Annotated in this window: 18 protein-coding genes; 5 read left to right on the forward strand and 13 right to left on the reverse strand. The window is 54.7% G+C overall.

From position 1 onward, the window contains the following. Nucleotides 1-12: 12 nt before the first annotated feature. The gene (locus DC3_RS07660) at nt 13-351 is read right to left on the reverse strand and encodes a hypothetical protein (protein ID WP_146883660.1); all 339 of its coding nucleotides are present in this window, start codon (nt 349-351) and stop codon (nt 13-15) included. Nucleotides 352-494: 143 nt separating this feature from the next. Between DC3_RS07660 and DC3_RS07665 the strand changes: the two genes are divergently transcribed. Further along, nucleotides 495-1,919, forward strand: a complete 1,425-nt coding sequence (locus DC3_RS07665; protein ID WP_146883662.1) for a hypothetical protein — start codon at nt 495-497, stop codon at nt 1,917-1,919. A gap of 328 nt (nt 1,920-2,247) precedes the next feature. After that, the gene (locus tag DC3_RS07670; protein ID WP_146883664.1) at nt 2,248-2,472 is read left to right on the forward strand and encodes a hypothetical protein; all 225 of its coding nucleotides are present in this window, start codon (nt 2,248-2,250) and stop codon (nt 2,470-2,472) included. A gap of 52 nt (nt 2,473-2,524) precedes the next feature. Here the strand turns inward: DC3_RS07670 and DC3_RS29055 are convergent, their stop codons facing one another. Together DC3_RS29055 and DC3_RS07675 are read right to left on the reverse strand one after the other, a co-directional pair. After that, the gene (locus DC3_RS29055) at nt 2,525-2,698 is read right to left on the reverse strand and encodes a hypothetical protein (RefSeq protein ID WP_186815903.1); all 174 of its coding nucleotides are present in this window, start codon (nt 2,696-2,698) and stop codon (nt 2,525-2,527) included. A gap of 47 nt (nt 2,699-2,745) precedes the next feature. After that, entirely contained in the window at nt 2,746-3,195 is a 450-nt protein-coding gene (locus DC3_RS07675; protein WP_146883666.1) for a hypothetical protein, read from the reverse strand. A 132-nt stretch (nt 3,196-3,327) separates the two neighbouring features. On the opposite strand from DC3_RS07675, the gene DC3_RS07680 reads away from it, so the two are divergent. Then, a complete protein-coding gene (locus DC3_RS07680) occupies nt 3,328-4,116 on the forward strand; it encodes an NAD-dependent epimerase/dehydratase family protein (protein WP_146883668.1) in 789 nt (262 codons plus the stop codon). A gap of 41 nt (nt 4,117-4,157) precedes the next feature. After that, on the forward strand, nt 4,158-4,511 hold the full coding sequence (locus DC3_RS07685) for a DUF1304 domain-containing protein (protein ID WP_146883669.1): 354 nt from the start codon (nt 4,158-4,160) through the stop codon (nt 4,509-4,511). Between the two features lie 220 nt (nt 4,512-4,731). On the opposite strand, the gene DC3_RS07690 is transcribed toward DC3_RS07685, so the two are convergent. From DC3_RS07690 to DC3_RS07710, 6 genes are all read right to left on the reverse strand, one after another. Then, a complete protein-coding gene (locus DC3_RS07690; RefSeq protein ID WP_146883671.1) occupies nt 4,732-5,256 on the reverse strand; it encodes a hypothetical protein in 525 nt (174 codons plus the stop codon). 125 nt (nt 5,257-5,381) lie between these two features. Next, entirely contained in the window at nt 5,382-5,612 is a 231-nt protein-coding gene (locus tag DC3_RS07695; RefSeq protein WP_146883673.1) for a hypothetical protein, read from the reverse strand. Nucleotides 5,613-5,791: 179 nt separating this feature from the next. Next, entirely contained in the window at nt 5,792-5,920 is a 129-nt protein-coding gene (locus DC3_RS29945) for a hypothetical protein (RefSeq protein WP_281292462.1), read from the reverse strand. Nucleotides 5,921-5,977: 57 nt separating this feature from the next. After that, nucleotides 5,978-6,283: a hypothetical protein gene (locus tag DC3_RS07700; protein WP_146883675.1), complete on the reverse strand. Its 306-nt coding sequence runs from the start codon at nt 6,281-6,283 to the stop codon at nt 5,978-5,980. Between the two features lie 397 nt (nt 6,284-6,680). Beyond that, nucleotides 6,681-6,935: a hypothetical protein gene (locus DC3_RS07705; RefSeq protein ID WP_146883677.1), complete on the reverse strand. Its 255-nt coding sequence runs from the start codon at nt 6,933-6,935 to the stop codon at nt 6,681-6,683. Between the two features lie 134 nt (nt 6,936-7,069). Continuing rightward, nucleotides 7,070-7,528 carry a hypothetical protein gene (locus DC3_RS07710; RefSeq protein WP_146883679.1) on the reverse strand — a complete coding sequence of 153 codons (459 nt, stop codon included), beginning with the start codon at nt 7,526-7,528 and terminating at the stop codon, nt 7,070-7,072. A 104-nt stretch (nt 7,529-7,632) separates the two neighbouring features. On the opposite strand from DC3_RS07710, the gene DC3_RS07715 reads away from it, so the two are divergent. Further along, nucleotides 7,633-8,193: a hypothetical protein gene (locus DC3_RS07715; protein ID WP_146883681.1), complete on the forward strand. Its 561-nt coding sequence runs from the start codon at nt 7,633-7,635 to the stop codon at nt 8,191-8,193. A 4-nt stretch (nt 8,194-8,197) separates the two neighbouring features. Here the strand turns inward: DC3_RS07715 and DC3_RS07720 are convergent, their stop codons facing one another. The 4 genes from DC3_RS07720 to DC3_RS07735 are packed head-to-tail and all read right to left on the reverse strand — an operon-like array spanning nt 8,198 to nt 12,321. After that, complete coding sequence (locus DC3_RS07720; RefSeq protein ID WP_146883683.1) at nt 8,198-10,078, reverse strand: FecR family protein; 1,881 nt, start codon at nt 10,076-10,078, stop codon at nt 8,198-8,200. A gap of 51 nt (nt 10,079-10,129) precedes the next feature. Beyond that, nucleotides 10,130-10,471 (reverse strand): (2Fe-2S) ferredoxin domain-containing protein, encoded by a 342-nt coding sequence (locus DC3_RS07725; protein WP_146883685.1) that lies wholly within the window; start codon nt 10,469-10,471, stop codon nt 10,130-10,132. 60 nt (nt 10,472-10,531) lie between these two features. After that, nucleotides 10,532-11,320 carry an ABC transporter ATP-binding protein gene (locus DC3_RS07730; protein ID WP_146883687.1) on the reverse strand — a complete coding sequence of 263 codons (789 nt, stop codon included), beginning with the start codon at nt 11,318-11,320 and terminating at the stop codon, nt 10,532-10,534. Further along, nucleotides 11,317-12,321 carry a FecCD family ABC transporter permease gene (locus DC3_RS07735; protein WP_146883689.1) on the reverse strand — a complete coding sequence of 335 codons (1,005 nt, stop codon included), beginning with the start codon at nt 12,319-12,321 and terminating at the stop codon, nt 11,317-11,319. Before DC3_RS07735 ends, DC3_RS07730 begins: the two co-directional genes overlap by 4 nt. Between the last annotated feature and the right edge of the window lie 3 nt (nt 12,322-12,324).

A 12,324-nucleotide genomic window follows, 5' to 3' on the forward strand; every position in this document is an offset into this window, starting at 1 on the left:
ATGGGTGGAACTTCAAAGCTTTTCGTAGGCCTCATGGATGGAGTCTGCAATGCTGTTCACCCATTCCGCGCTGATGCCTTCTTCCAGCATGAATTCCAGTTCATCCAGGGCTTCCTGGGTGTGGTCCCGGGCCTCTGTGGCGTGACGCTGGTACTGGCTGAACGAGAGCAGTTTGGGTTTCAGAGGCTCAAAAGGCTGTCCAGTTGAACCTGATTTTGTTTCAGGGCGGATCAGGTCGTGGGCATCATGGAGGTGGTGCACGACCTGATTGTGCGCCTGGGCGGAGGGGGAAGCCTTCAGGAGTTGCAGGGCGGCCTGGAGGGAAATGCGGGCTTTTTCGAAGGGTGTCATGGTTCAGTGTACGCCTGTTCTGGAGCAGGGAGCATGAAGATTGTCCTGTCCAGAAAGTGTACCTCCTCAGGCGTTTCCCTTATTTGCTGTAGGGGATTTCTTTGGAAATTTGTCAGACAGAATCGGATACATTAAGGATAGAGATGACTGTCATTCCGCCTCCAGAAGAACTTGCTTACCTGATCCGCTGCCCTCGGGAGTGGAATGAGTTCTATCTGGAGATGGAGCGTGACAATCGTCTGCCAGAGTTGATGGAGCAATTGCAGAGACTTCCGGTGACCAGTGTCAGAGATGCCCGAATTGGACGCATCTTGTTCCGTTTGAATCAAAAAACAGAAGCCAAAGCACTGGTGTATCAACACCGAACCTGTTTCCTTTGTCAGGCATGGTATTTTGCAATGCTTGTCAACACTGCTGAGGAAGACACCCTCAGAAAAGTGGCGGACTTGCCTCTGTCCAGACCCCTGGGTGCAGAGCTGATCAATCTCGAAGCAGAGTACCGATTGCATCTGAGTGTGGCGATTGCTGCCCAGACCCTGCGGCGCTTTTCTTATGCTGAGCAAGTTTTCAATAAAGCAATGATGATTGCAGAGGTTCTGGGAGACCAGAATGGCCGCAACATTGTTTTGTACGAAAAAGCCTGGCTCTCAATGTATGACAATCAACTGGAGGTGGCACTGGAAAGATTTTTGGCTGTCTTGAAAGTGGCCCCGCCAGGGAGCACCATGTATGATTTCAGCGGTGGCTATGCTGCCATACTGAGCTGGTTGCTGCAGCAGACTCCGCAGGAGTTGCCAGAGAGGTTTGCTGAAACCCTTGGTGCTTATCGAGGAGAGGCAGTGCCTGTCTCATCTCCTCTGGTGGAGACACTGGGTCAGTTGCGGAAATTGACCCGGGAATTTCACCTCAAACTTCCACTTTTCTATGTTCAGGAAAACCAGCATCAACGGAGCAGAAGGGTACAAAACATCCTGAGCATGACTCAAAAAGGTGGTTTTGCGATGTCTGGATTTCTTCAGTCATGTGCGCGTGCTCTGGCGCTCAGCATGGAGCATCGAACTGAGGCTCTGGAATTGCTTGAAGAAGGGTTTAAAGGTTTTGTAACCAATGTGAGCTTGATGAGCATGACCTACTGGGCCACCTACATCCAGATTCATGCCAATTTGCCCCATGCGAAAAAGGATCGTGAAGTCAAAGCCGCTTTGCGAACTCTGGTGTTTCAGTTTTCTTCCATGCCAGACGGACAGAAACAGTGGTTGATTGCCTGGATGAAAGATTTCACTCCAGTGACTTTGTACATTCTGGGAACCTACCTGGAGCCTCTTAAAGAGCAGTGCGCAGAATTTGTATTGGTGGATGAGAAAGGGGCACGCTATCAGGGCAAACGCCTGAAGCGCTATCCTGTGATGTTCATGAACCACCATGTCATCGGACTTTTGGCTGGAGAACACATTCCCATTGACCAGCGGGTCCAGGCATACCGGCACCATCATGTTCTGGCAGACCATGGTGCAGAAGTTGTGATCTACCAACCCATCATTGACCTTTTGCAAAAACCCATCCATTGAAATTGGTTACAACGAAAACCCAGAAACTGGGCTTTTTGCCCTTAATCTGGACTTATGTTAAAGAACGTCCTGAAAGCAGTTCTGGTGATGGCAGTGTTGGTTGGACAGATGGGAATGGCCGGAAAGCCCGTCAAATACACATTGATGGATGAGGGTGGCAGGTGCAGTACATGCTGAGGTTCCAGGGTTTCTTGTAACCACTTTTTGGCCGTTGTCCTGATTTCTCTTTTTTCTGGTCTGAAAATCAGTTACATCATATGCTTCAGTGCAACCTTTTAGGCGTTTTGTTACAACCCATCAATCACCTGCAGCACCTTATGTTTGACGTATGACCCCAGTCTCCCGTTCCCGTTTTACCCTTGCGGAGTGCATCCTCATCACCAGCAAAATTCCCGAAGAGGACATGGTGTGCCTGGGAATGCTGGACCCGCAGTCCATTGCAAAACTCATGGAAGTGGCCCCGGTGCGTTTCCGGGTGCAGGGTTTCACCTCTGTGCCCCGCAGGTACGAGCGTCAGGCGCGGATGGTGCTCAGGAGCCTGGGCTTGCATTAAACCCAGAACAAATCAAAGAGAGCAGAACATCTGCTCTCTTTTTTCTGATCCGTCAGAACACTGGCGGATCTGTATCTGGTGCAGGGTCCTGTTCAGGTTGCAGGGGGTCTGGAGTGAACCCTGGCAGGGTGGGTTTCTCTGTGGGGTCTGGATACTCTGGCACTTCAGGATTTCTGGGTTCAGGCGGATCGGGAACAAAGCCTGGCAGGTTGGGGTTGTCCGTCATTGCTGTCTCCTCTCTTGAGGGATCAGTCTACAGAGACCTGACATGTTTTACCGCTGGATTTCTGGCAATTGTGTGCCTGCTTCTGCAGCTTCGCGGGCTTTTCTGGCTGCCGTGCGGTCCCGCGTGAACAGGTAGAGGTTTGCTGTCCACAGGAAACGACGCAACGAGAACACCATCACCAGCAGCAGTCCTGCCATTGCACACCACAAGAGGCCCACAACCACCTCCCTTGCAGGTTGCAGCAACAATCCGACAGCAACCAGCAGGAGCAGGGCCAGATTGAGGACAAAGCCCATGACCTGGGTGGTGCAGTAGAGCAGCAGTCGGTCAGGTTGTTCCAGCAACAGAAGTGCAAAGTCCACGTCCTGGGTTTCATCCACCACTTTGCGTGAGCGGTAGGTTTCATAAGTTCGGGCATGGTCGGTCTGGCTCTTCAAAAAGGACAGGTTGATGCGAACAATCAGGAAGACCAGCAGCATGGCCCACAGCAGATCCATCAGGGTTCCTCGCTTTCTGGGTGATTGTAACAGGGTGGAAAAAAGATCCTGCTTCTGCCGTCACATGGGCATCAAACCTGAAAATGGGTGTTCCCGTCCAACAGGGTTTTGAGAGGCGTGTTACCTTGCAGCATGAAAGGACAAATTCGCAATGTTTTGATCACCGGGGCCAGTGGAAACATCGGCACTGTGCTGCATGATGGCCTCTCTGCAGATTTCAGGTTGCGGCTCACAGATGTGAAGCCCGTGGAATTTCTGCGAGATGGAGAGGAGCAGGTGCTTTGTGACCTGAGGGATTTTGACCATGTGCTGCAGGCCATGGAAGGCATGGATGCTGTGGTGCATCTGGGAGGCATCCCGCATGAGGCCCCTTTTGAGGACATCCTTGCCGTGAACATCATTGGCACCCGCAACGTGTATGAGGCGGCCCGTCTGCAGGGGGTAAAGCGTGTGGTGTTTGCAAGCAGCAACCATGCCATCGGGTTTGAACCCATGGACAGCTTTCCAGATTCTTCTGCCCTCTTCAGGCCGGACACGCATTACGGGATCAGCAAGGTGTTTGGGGAGAGCCTGGGGCGCATGTATCACGACAGGTATGGTCTGGAGGTGGTCTGTCAGCGCATCGGGACGTTTGCAGAGACACCCACCGAGATGCGCCACCTGTGCACCTGGATCAGCTTTCGGGACATGGTGCAACTCACCCGGGTGTGCCTGAACCATCCCAATCCTGGTTTTGCCATTGTATATGGCCTTTCTGGGAACACCCGAAATTTTGCGGACAACCGTCTGGCCGAGCAGATGGGTTATCATCCTCAGGACAATGCCGAAGCATTTCTGTCTGAACTGCTGTCTGCTGGGCATGATCTTTCAGAACTTAAGGTCCTCAGGATTGGCGGGTCATTTGCTGAACCTGCCCTTTGAGTCCTGTACCGTTAAACTTTTGTTTCAGTTATGATTCAGGTATGTCGATCCTTGCCACGGTTTTTGTTGTCCTCGTGATGATTGAGCACATCTACATCCTGATTCTTGAGATGTTCCTCTGGACTTCACCGAACACCCGCAAGACGTTTGGGACCACCCCTGAGTTTGCAGAAGCATCCAGAACCCTGGCGGCAAACCAGGGCCTGTACAACGGGTTTCTGGCTGCAGGTCTGCTCTGGGGCCTGCTGAGCAACCAGTGGGATGTGAAGGTGTTCTTCAGTGCCTGTGTGCTGGTGGCAGGCATCTATGGTGGACTGACAGTCAAACCCCGCATTTTTCTGGTGCAGGGGGTGCCTGCTTTGCTGGCCCTGGTCTTTTTGTTCCTCTCCAGGTGAGGTTTAAATCAGAACAGATGAGAGGAATTTCAGTCCAGACAAATCCTGTGCTGGATTAAGCTTTGCTGAATTGCGGCTTTCAGGGGTGTTTCAGGGAGATCCCCTACCATAAGCTTAATTTAAAATTCGTGAAGTTCAGATTCACCTGATTCTTCCTTGAGACCCCACCCCTGAGCCCGGGGTGGGATTTTTCTGATCTGCAGTTGTCCTTGCTGAGACATCAAAGCCCAAGGTGAAACAACACCACTTCCTGACTGGCAATGCGCCGCAGGGCTTCTGGGCTGTGGATTTGCCCGAGCACCCAGTTGGCGTCTCGCTTGTAGGCCAGATAGAGGTACAGGTCCTGTGCGGCAGGAAAGAACAGGTGGTTCAGGTCGTTGGGGTCACCCACTGCTGCAAAGAGGATGTGCAGGTCCACCCCGGCTTTCTCCAGATCGATGCGCCGCATGCCGTACAGCACCCGCGAGGGAATGCTGTCAAAGCCCTTGTCCTTGTCAATGGGAAGGGCACGCAGGATGCGGAACCCCCGGGATTCCTGCATCAGGGTGTATTCGTAAAAAGCGTACACGCGCCAGTTGAAGATGTAGAACATGCCTTGCTGCTCGGGAAACGTGACTGGAACAATCTTTTCCTCAAAAAGGTGGGGGGTCTTCTCCCGGGCCACATGTGCGAGAAGGGGGTCATGGGTGTTGAAGGCCACGTCACCGAGCTGTTTCTGGATGATGTCTTTCAGGTGAGTGCTCATGCTTCATTGTATGCCGGGAGGCTCTCTCCGGGCACAGAGGAATGCCTTACAGCTTCTGAACAGCCTGAGGTTGAGTCAAATAAAAACGCGCTCTGCTCAGCAGAGCGCGTTCCAGAAGAAGAGGTTTAATCTTTGGCGTTGCGGGCAGCATGATCAGCTTTGGCGTCATGCACGGCAGCTTTGGCCCGATCTTCGAGTTCTTCTTTCTTGTGGTGGGCTTTGTCAGCCAGGTTGTCGCTGGCTTCTGCAGCAGCTTCGTGCCCTTCTGCGCGCAGGTTGGCGGCACCCTGATTGATGCGTTCCTTGACGCTTTCGGCAGCGTCGACCAGTTTGTCTTCCAGTCTTTTCTCGCTCATACACGCTCCTTGCAAATGAAGTGCATTCAGTGTAGACCTGCGTGCCAGCAGCAGTGTGTACGTTTTTCTACATCACAAGGTGATTCAGGAAATCCCTTGAAACAGAACTTTGCTGTTCAGGACAGGTGTGAACTTATGAGCAAGGTGTTGAGCTTTTGAAAAGCCTGTTTTCAGCTTTCTTATCTGCGCTGGGTGGGGTCCCGGTCCCGGGGAGGAAGGGGAGTACTGCGGAACATCTGGTACAGGGCAAAGAGCGGCACCCAGATCAGGGCGTTCATCAGAATCAGCAACCAGGAAGCACTGTTCATGGCTGCATGGTAAAACCCCCGGGGTCACCGGAAGGTCAACAGAAGGTTTCCAGAATTTCAGGAGTCCTGGTTGGTGGGAACGATCTTCAGCGAAACAGCCTGCTGATCTGGCACCTCGATCACCAGATGGGAAAGTTCGCCGTTTCTCACCGAGATCAAGGTCTGTTCCCAGCTGTCTTGCAGACTTTCTCCTGTTGCCAGCTCTTCCAGCGAGGAGACAGTCAGACGTGAAGTTCCGTTCTGCAGTTCACTGGCTTCCATGCCAGGAAGCTGAAAGGTGATGGTGGTGTCGGGATGTTTCTGCACAAATCGGGCAATGGCCTGTTCAATGGGTTGTGCTGCGGGGTGGGAAGTGTGGCTCATGGTTTTATTGTTGAAGGTGCGGATGGACAGGACAGTGACATTTCTGGTTTTTGCACAACCATGACATCAGAAGAGGAAGGCCAGGCCTTCCTCTTCTGATGGGTAGTGTGGGGGTGGGGGAGCTGCGACCCGGTGAGTCAGGGAGTGTGCGCCTTCAATCACGGGTTCATGGGAACAGAAGGGGCCTGTTCCACTGCGATAAGCAATACAGCGACATGACGACCGCAGTCAACCATCCCATGAGCTGAGCATACCTCTTTCAGGTTCGCCTCAGGTGAGACCTGGTTCAGCTTCATGAGCAAGTTTTCGCAGAGCAATCAAGTGTGCACAATGCATCAGAAAAAACCTCCGACCCTGAACGCCGGAGGTGCAATTTGCAATAGAGGATGTTGAGGGATCAGGCCACACGAATGCTGCCCAGAAGCAGATCATCCACCTGGTTGAGGGCCTCTCTCAGACGCTCGGTGTTCTGTCCAGTGGCATGGGCATATCCCAGTGCAGCACTGAATTCTTTGCGTGCTGCAATCAGCAGTTTGCGGGCGAGTTGAGGTTGCTGGGAGCGGTACAGTTTGGCTTCTTCGAAAATGCGCTGGGCTGCGCGGATGGAGCTGTGAACGCCTTCAAAATCGGAGCGGATGGGGACACTGAACATGCTCAACCTCTCTGCAAGGGGATGCTACCCATTAAACCCATCCCCCCTGAAGCCGGTCTGAAAATATGAGTGGGGACGCCCCAGCAGGTCTTTAGCGTTGCATCAGGAGCAATTCAGCAGGTCATCCAGAGGAATCATTTGGCCCAGTATTTCAGGTGCATGTCCACAAACAACAGAAGGGACCTGCTGACGGTCTCTGGTGTCTCAATGTCCCAGTCGACCGTGCCATTCAGGTCATTGAGCAATGATCCAAAATCCACCCCACTGATGGTGCGGTGAAGCAAGCGGGTGTTGGGATCAAAACTGTAACGCAGTTCGGCCCGCCCATTGCCACTTTTTGGACAGATGCTGATCTGAATGGAAGGGAACTCTGTTTCTCCCACCACCACATTCACTGGATAGTCCTTCTCCTGCAACCTGAGGGCACAGGCCTGAAAAATGGGTTGCACCACGCCAGAGACAAAATCACCCACTTTTTCAAGCTGCAGGGCTTTTTCGCGCTGCTGCCTTTCAAGTTCATCCAGTCTGGCCTGCTCCAACCGTTCGGCCTCATCAAGAATCAGGTCCAATTTCATGAGGAATTCCGTGTCCATGGTTTCATCTTAGAATTCCTCGCTGAAGTGAAGGACCCTGCCACACTTTAGGGTCGGTTTATTTTTCTGCCATTTTCGCTGCAGAAATTCTTTACACTGTTGGGATGATGAAACGACTGATCATGCTGGGGATGTTCAGCCTGACTGCAGCACAGGCCGCAGACTGGGACGTGACGGCCCTCCTGAACAACCTGAAAAGACAGGGAAAAATTCAGGATGTCCAGGTGGACAGAACACAACAGGTGAACCAGAAAAGAATCGTGAACCACCAGGTGATGCTCCGTCAGGGCAAAGAGCAGAACACTTTTGTGATCACCGGGAAGACCTCTGCTGGGAACCTGATTTTTCGGCAGTTTGATCTGCAGGTCGACAATTTCATGACCATCAGAAAGGGTGAAGTGTTCAGCAAACAGGCCGGATATGTGCAGGCTGTGCTGCTGGGGCTCTCTCAGGTGTGTTTTGCCTTTTCGGATCAGGAAAATGCTGCAGTCAGCAGCTTTTTCAGGCAAACCCTGAACAGGTACGGGCAGCAGGGTAAAAGCATGCAGACCAGCAAAACCTTTGCTTCTGTGACCGCTGCAGTGCGCATCAGTGACCAGAAACTGCAATTCACCATTGAGAATCGGGTGGCCGTGCGCAAGGACCAGTGTTCCCTGCTGGAGTGATCTTTCACTCCACAGGCACATCCCGGGTGGTGGTGTTGCCTGCCTCATCGATCAGGCGCAAGGAGAGGGTTTGCAAGGCTGCGTCCTGTTCACTGAGGGGCAGGCGCAAGGTTGCACCATCCAGCCCAAAATCTTTGCCCAGAACGTTCAGTGTGACTGCAGTGGCGTCCTGCACAGAAACCTCCAGCAGCAGCCAGCGTCCTTCCCTGCGGGCTTTGAGAAAGCGAATTTCTGGAGGGGTCTGGTCCACCAGAACCGTCTGAGAGAGGGAGAATTCACTGTTCTGCAGGGTGCTGCGCAATGTGAAGGTGTGAAGCCCATCTGCAAGAGGGAGGGGGACCTGGAAACGGCCATCCTCCTGCAGCTCCAGAGGCACCACCCGTTCTCCTTCTTCGTACCTGAGGGCACTTCCTGGCAGGACCCGACCAGCAAGCACCACCTGCTTCATGGGTTTCTGCCCCAGGGGTTGCAGTTCAATGAAAAGCGGCACAGGTGTGGGAGCGGCAGGGAGAGGGACCACCTCAGGTTGCACCTCAAGAGGTGCAGCAGGCTGCAACTGGACTGCAGCAGGGGTTTCCACCACCGGAGGCTCCGGGAGGGGCTGGATCTGCACAGGGGGTTTGTGCTCGATCACCACCTCTCCAGTCAGGGTGAATTCACGTCCTGCACGCTGGGCTCTTAAAGTGAACAGGTGCGGCCCATCAGGAAGCTCCAGGGTGAACTGAAAAGAACCATCGTCGGCCACCTCAATGGGCAGAATGTCTTTCCCTTCCTCGAATTGCAGGTTGCTGCCAGGGAGGGTTCTGCCGCTCAGGGTGAGCTGTTGCAGGCTTCCCACAGGCAAAGGGTCCAGATCGATGGTCACAGGTTTGCTGTGCAGCAGGTCCATGCTCTGGTTGAAGGCATCTAAGGGGTCGACATTTAAGGCTCTGGTTCCCTGTGCTGGAGTGAACTGCTCATTTCTCTGGATGGGAATGCTGGAGTTCTCATCTCCGGCGGTGACGGTCCCCTCAAAGACCTTGATGGTGTCATCTGCATCAATGCGGAACACCGTTCCCCGCACTCCAGCCACCAGGGTTGCTGTTCTGAACTGGTACCCTCCATTGCCTTTTTGCACCACATTCCAGGCGGTGCCCTGTTCCAGTTTCAGCACCACCCGGCGTTTCCCGGCAGAGAGTTTCTCGATGGACAGCACCCTGACTTTGCTGTTTTCATTCAGCCTGAAATAGGTGTCGTCTTCAAAGGTGAATTCTGCCCAGCTGGATTTCCCGGTCCGGATCACATCGTCGAGCTGCAGGACGCTGTTCACCCGCAGCTTTTGCCAGAGCTGGTCTTTCTGGACCTCCACTGCTCCTTTCAGGGCGGCCACTTTCACATTGCCCGGGCCGAGCAGTTCATTGTTGTACCAGGCATCGTCTTCAATGAAGTCTTTCAGGGCCTGGGTGTTCAGGTTGTAGGTTTTGCCTTCTGGGACATAAAAGAGCCCCCGTCCTGGACTGGAGATGCGTGCCAGCCCTTGCAGGACACTGATGCGGGGAGAGTTGCCGGTCAAATCCACCCGTGCCTTTCCCTGAACGAAAACATGGGTGGACCCCAGATAAAACGTGAAGCTTCCTTCTGCATAGCCCTGGCCGCTGAGCAATTGCACTTCCCGATTTCGGGGTTGCGCTGAGGAGTTGCTGCCCAGCAGGAAACGGCCCTCTGAGAACTTCAGGTCTGCCCGTCCCAGCAGGGCGCGGATGGGACGCTCAAAAGGCGTCTGGGCCACAAGGGGTTGCCAGCGGTCCGACTGGACCTCCACCTGCCCCTGAATGCTCTGCACCACCTGTGCCTGAGACATGCCGATGGAAAGAAAGACCGTCACCGACCAGAGAAGGAATCGCATGACTGAAGTGTACCTGAAAGAAGCAGGACAGGTGGGCAAAAACCAGCAGGATCAGCCCTGATTGAAACGGTGCTCCACAGGGAGTTCATCTTCCTGCTGCACCGCACGGGCCACTTTCATGGCCAGAGGGAAAGTCACCCCGAAATACCAGCCTTCCTCAATGCCCTGTGGAGTCTGGCGGTAACAGGCCATCACCGGGCCGTAACTGCATGCCCCCAGACAGCCACTGGTGGTGTAACGGATGCTGCCTCCAGACTTGTAATACATCAGGTGTTCCTGCTCCAGAGCGCGGGTGAGGGCCAGGTGCAAAAGATCCGCACCACGCTGTTTGCAACTGGTGTTCTGGCACAGCATCAGGTGCCCTCTGGTGGGAAAAAAGCGGGGTTTGCTCATGCCAAATCTCCTTCCTGCTTTTTGAAACAGTGAAGGTGTTCAGCATGAATAAACCGTGGCTTACCCACGCAGGATCACCACCTGCCTGCCCTGGTGGGTGACCACATCCACCTGCACCCCATAGGTCTCCTGCAAGAGGGCAGGGGTGAGGGTGTCCTGTGGGGTTCCCTGCTGGATCACCTGCCCTGAATGCATCAGGGTGATGTGGTCTGCCAGAGCAGCAAGGTTCAGGTCGTGCACCACCAGGATCACGGTCAGGCCTTTCTCGACCTCCCGTTTCAGCAGGCGGATCAGGTCGGCCTGGTAGGCGATGTCCATGTGGTTGGTGGGTTCATCCAGCAGCAATACTTTCGGTTTTGCCGCAAGGGCGCGGGCCAGCAACACCCGCTGTTTTTCCCCTCCGGAAAGCTCTCCCACCAGACGCCCCTTGAAGCGGAAGGTGTCTGTGCGGTGCAAAGCCCAGGTCACAGCCTCCTCATCTTCGGGGGTGGTGCCGCTGAGGGGATTCGGCAAAATGCCCCACAGCCAGACACCCGTCTGGGGTCGCCCCAGACCCACCAGTTGCTCCACCGTCAGGTCCTCAGGGAGGGTCTGGGTCTGGTCCAGATAAGCCAGAACCTGTGCCCGTTCCCTTCTGGGGTAGCTGGACAGCGGCCTGCCCAGAAGCTGAACTTTGCCCTTTGTGGGTTTCAGCCAGCCGAGCAGGGCCTTCAGCAGTGTGCTTTTTCCTGCCCCGTTGGCTCCCAGAATGGCGCAGAGCTTTCCTTCTGGAAAAGAAGCCTGCAAATCCGTAAGGATCTCTTTCTCCCCGATCTTTACCGAGAGGCCCTGAACTTCAAAGCTTTTCATGCGTTTCTCCTGAGCAGGTAGAGGAAAAAGCCTCCACCCACCAGGGTCATCACAATGCCCACCGGAAGTTCTGCAGGACGGATCAGGGTGCGGGCCAGCAGATCTGCGGCCACCAGCAGGACCCCACCCAGCAGGGCACTCATGGGGATCAGCACCGGATAGTGCGACCCCACCAGCCTTCGCATGATGTGCGGGGCAATCAGACCCACAAAACCGATGATTCCCACATAACTGACCGCCACCGCAGTGATCAGGCTGCTGGCAATGATCAGCAGCCATTTCAGGCGATCCACGGGAATGCCCAGGCTGTAAGCCGTGGCCTCACCCAGTTGCAGGGTGTTGAGGGGTTTTGCCAGACTCTGCAGGAAAATGCCTCCCAGCAGCAGGTAGGGCAGCATCACCTGAATGTTCTGCCAGCTCGCAAAAGAAAGGTTCCCCAGCGTCCAGAAGAACACCTGCCGCACATCGTCTTTGTGTTGCAGCATCAGGTAGGTGCTGATGGCGGTGCTGAGGCTTCCCACCACCACGCCCGTGAGGATCAGGTTGGTGGTCTTCAGGACTTTGCCCTGGGCAGAGAGGGTCAGGGTGAGGGCGACACTGAGCAGGGAGGCCACCAGCGCGAAAACAGGAATCCAGCTGTTCGGAACCCCCAGCACCAGGCCCACCGTGGCCCCCAGAGAAGCCCCGGAAGCCACGCCCATCAGGTACGGATCGGCCAGAGGGTTTCTGAAAAGGCCCTGGTAGGTGGCCCCACTCATGGCGAGGCATGCCCCGACCAGCATGCCCATGAGCACCCTGGGGAAACGCACGTCCCACACAATCACTTCCAGGCCGTCTCTGGCCTGACCGCTGAACCCTTTCAGCAGGGCGGTCAGGGTGGTCAGGACCGGGATGTTCACGGTGCCCAGGCTGACCGCGAGCAACACGCAAAGCAGCAAGGCCCCCACCGTCAGCAGCAGGGTGGGATAGACCCGCCTTTTCACCGGGAGCACTTGCTGCATGGC

Source organism: Deinococcus cellulosilyticus NBRC 106333 = KACC 11606, from assembly GCF_007990775.1.
In the GTDB taxonomy this organism is placed as follows: Bacteria; Deinococcota; Deinococci; order Deinococcales; family Deinococcaceae; genus Deinococcus_C; species Deinococcus_C cellulosilyticus.

Bases quoted from the DNA above. Each gene is read 5' to 3' on its own strand.
- DC3_RS07660 (WP_146883660.1), bottom strand. From the start codon at position 351: ATGACACCCTTCGAAAAAGCCCGCATTTCCCTCCAGGCCGCCCTGCAA.
- DC3_RS07665 (WP_146883662.1), top strand. From the start codon at position 495: ATGACTGTCATTCCGCCTCCAGAAGAACTTGCTTACCTGATCCGCTGC.
- DC3_RS07670 (WP_146883664.1), top strand. From the start codon at position 2,248: ATGACCCCAGTCTCCCGTTCCCGTTTTACCCTTGCGGAGTGCATCCTC.
- DC3_RS29055 (WP_186815903.1), bottom strand. From the start codon at position 2,698: ATGACGGACAACCCCAACCTGCCAGGCTTTGTTCCCGATCCGCCTGAA.
- DC3_RS07675 (WP_146883666.1), bottom strand. From the start codon at position 3,195: ATGGATCTGCTGTGGGCCATGCTGCTGGTCTTCCTGATTGTTCGCATC.
- DC3_RS07680 (WP_146883668.1), top strand. From the start codon at position 3,328: ATGAAAGGACAAATTCGCAATGTTTTGATCACCGGGGCCAGTGGAAAC.
- DC3_RS07685 (WP_146883669.1), top strand. From the start codon at position 4,158: ATGTCGATCCTTGCCACGGTTTTTGTTGTCCTCGTGATGATTGAGCAC.
- DC3_RS07690 (WP_146883671.1), bottom strand. From the start codon at position 5,256: ATGAGCACTCACCTGAAAGACATCATCCAGAAACAGCTCGGTGACGTG.
- DC3_RS07695 (WP_146883673.1), bottom strand. From the start codon at position 5,612: ATGAGCGAGAAAAGACTGGAAGACAAACTGGTCGACGCTGCCGAAAGC.
- DC3_RS29945 (WP_281292462.1), bottom strand. From the start codon at position 5,920: ATGAACAGTGCTTCCTGGTTGCTGATTCTGATGAACGCCCTGATCTGG.
- DC3_RS07700 (WP_146883675.1), bottom strand. From the start codon at position 6,283: ATGAGCCACACTTCCCACCCCGCAGCACAACCCATTGAACAGGCCATT.
- DC3_RS07705 (WP_146883677.1), bottom strand. From the start codon at position 6,935: ATGTTCAGTGTCCCCATCCGCTCCGATTTTGAAGGCGTTCACAGCTCC.
- DC3_RS07710 (WP_146883679.1), bottom strand. From the start codon at position 7,528: ATGGACACGGAATTCCTCATGAAATTGGACCTGATTCTTGATGAGGCC.
- DC3_RS07715 (WP_146883681.1), top strand. From the start codon at position 7,633: ATGATGAAACGACTGATCATGCTGGGGATGTTCAGCCTGACTGCAGCA.
- DC3_RS07720 (WP_146883683.1), bottom strand. From the start codon at position 10,078: ATGCGATTCCTTCTCTGGTCGGTGACGGTCTTTCTTTCCATCGGCATG.
- DC3_RS07725 (WP_146883685.1), bottom strand. From the start codon at position 10,471: ATGAGCAAACCCCGCTTTTTTCCCACCAGAGGGCACCTGATGCTGTGC.
- DC3_RS07730 (WP_146883687.1), bottom strand. From the start codon at position 11,320: ATGAAAAGCTTTGAAGTTCAGGGCCTCTCGGTAAAGATCGGGGAGAAA.
- DC3_RS07735 (WP_146883689.1), bottom strand. From the start codon at position 12,321: ATGCAGCAAGTGCTCCCGGTGAAAAGGCGGGTCTATCCCACCCTGCTG.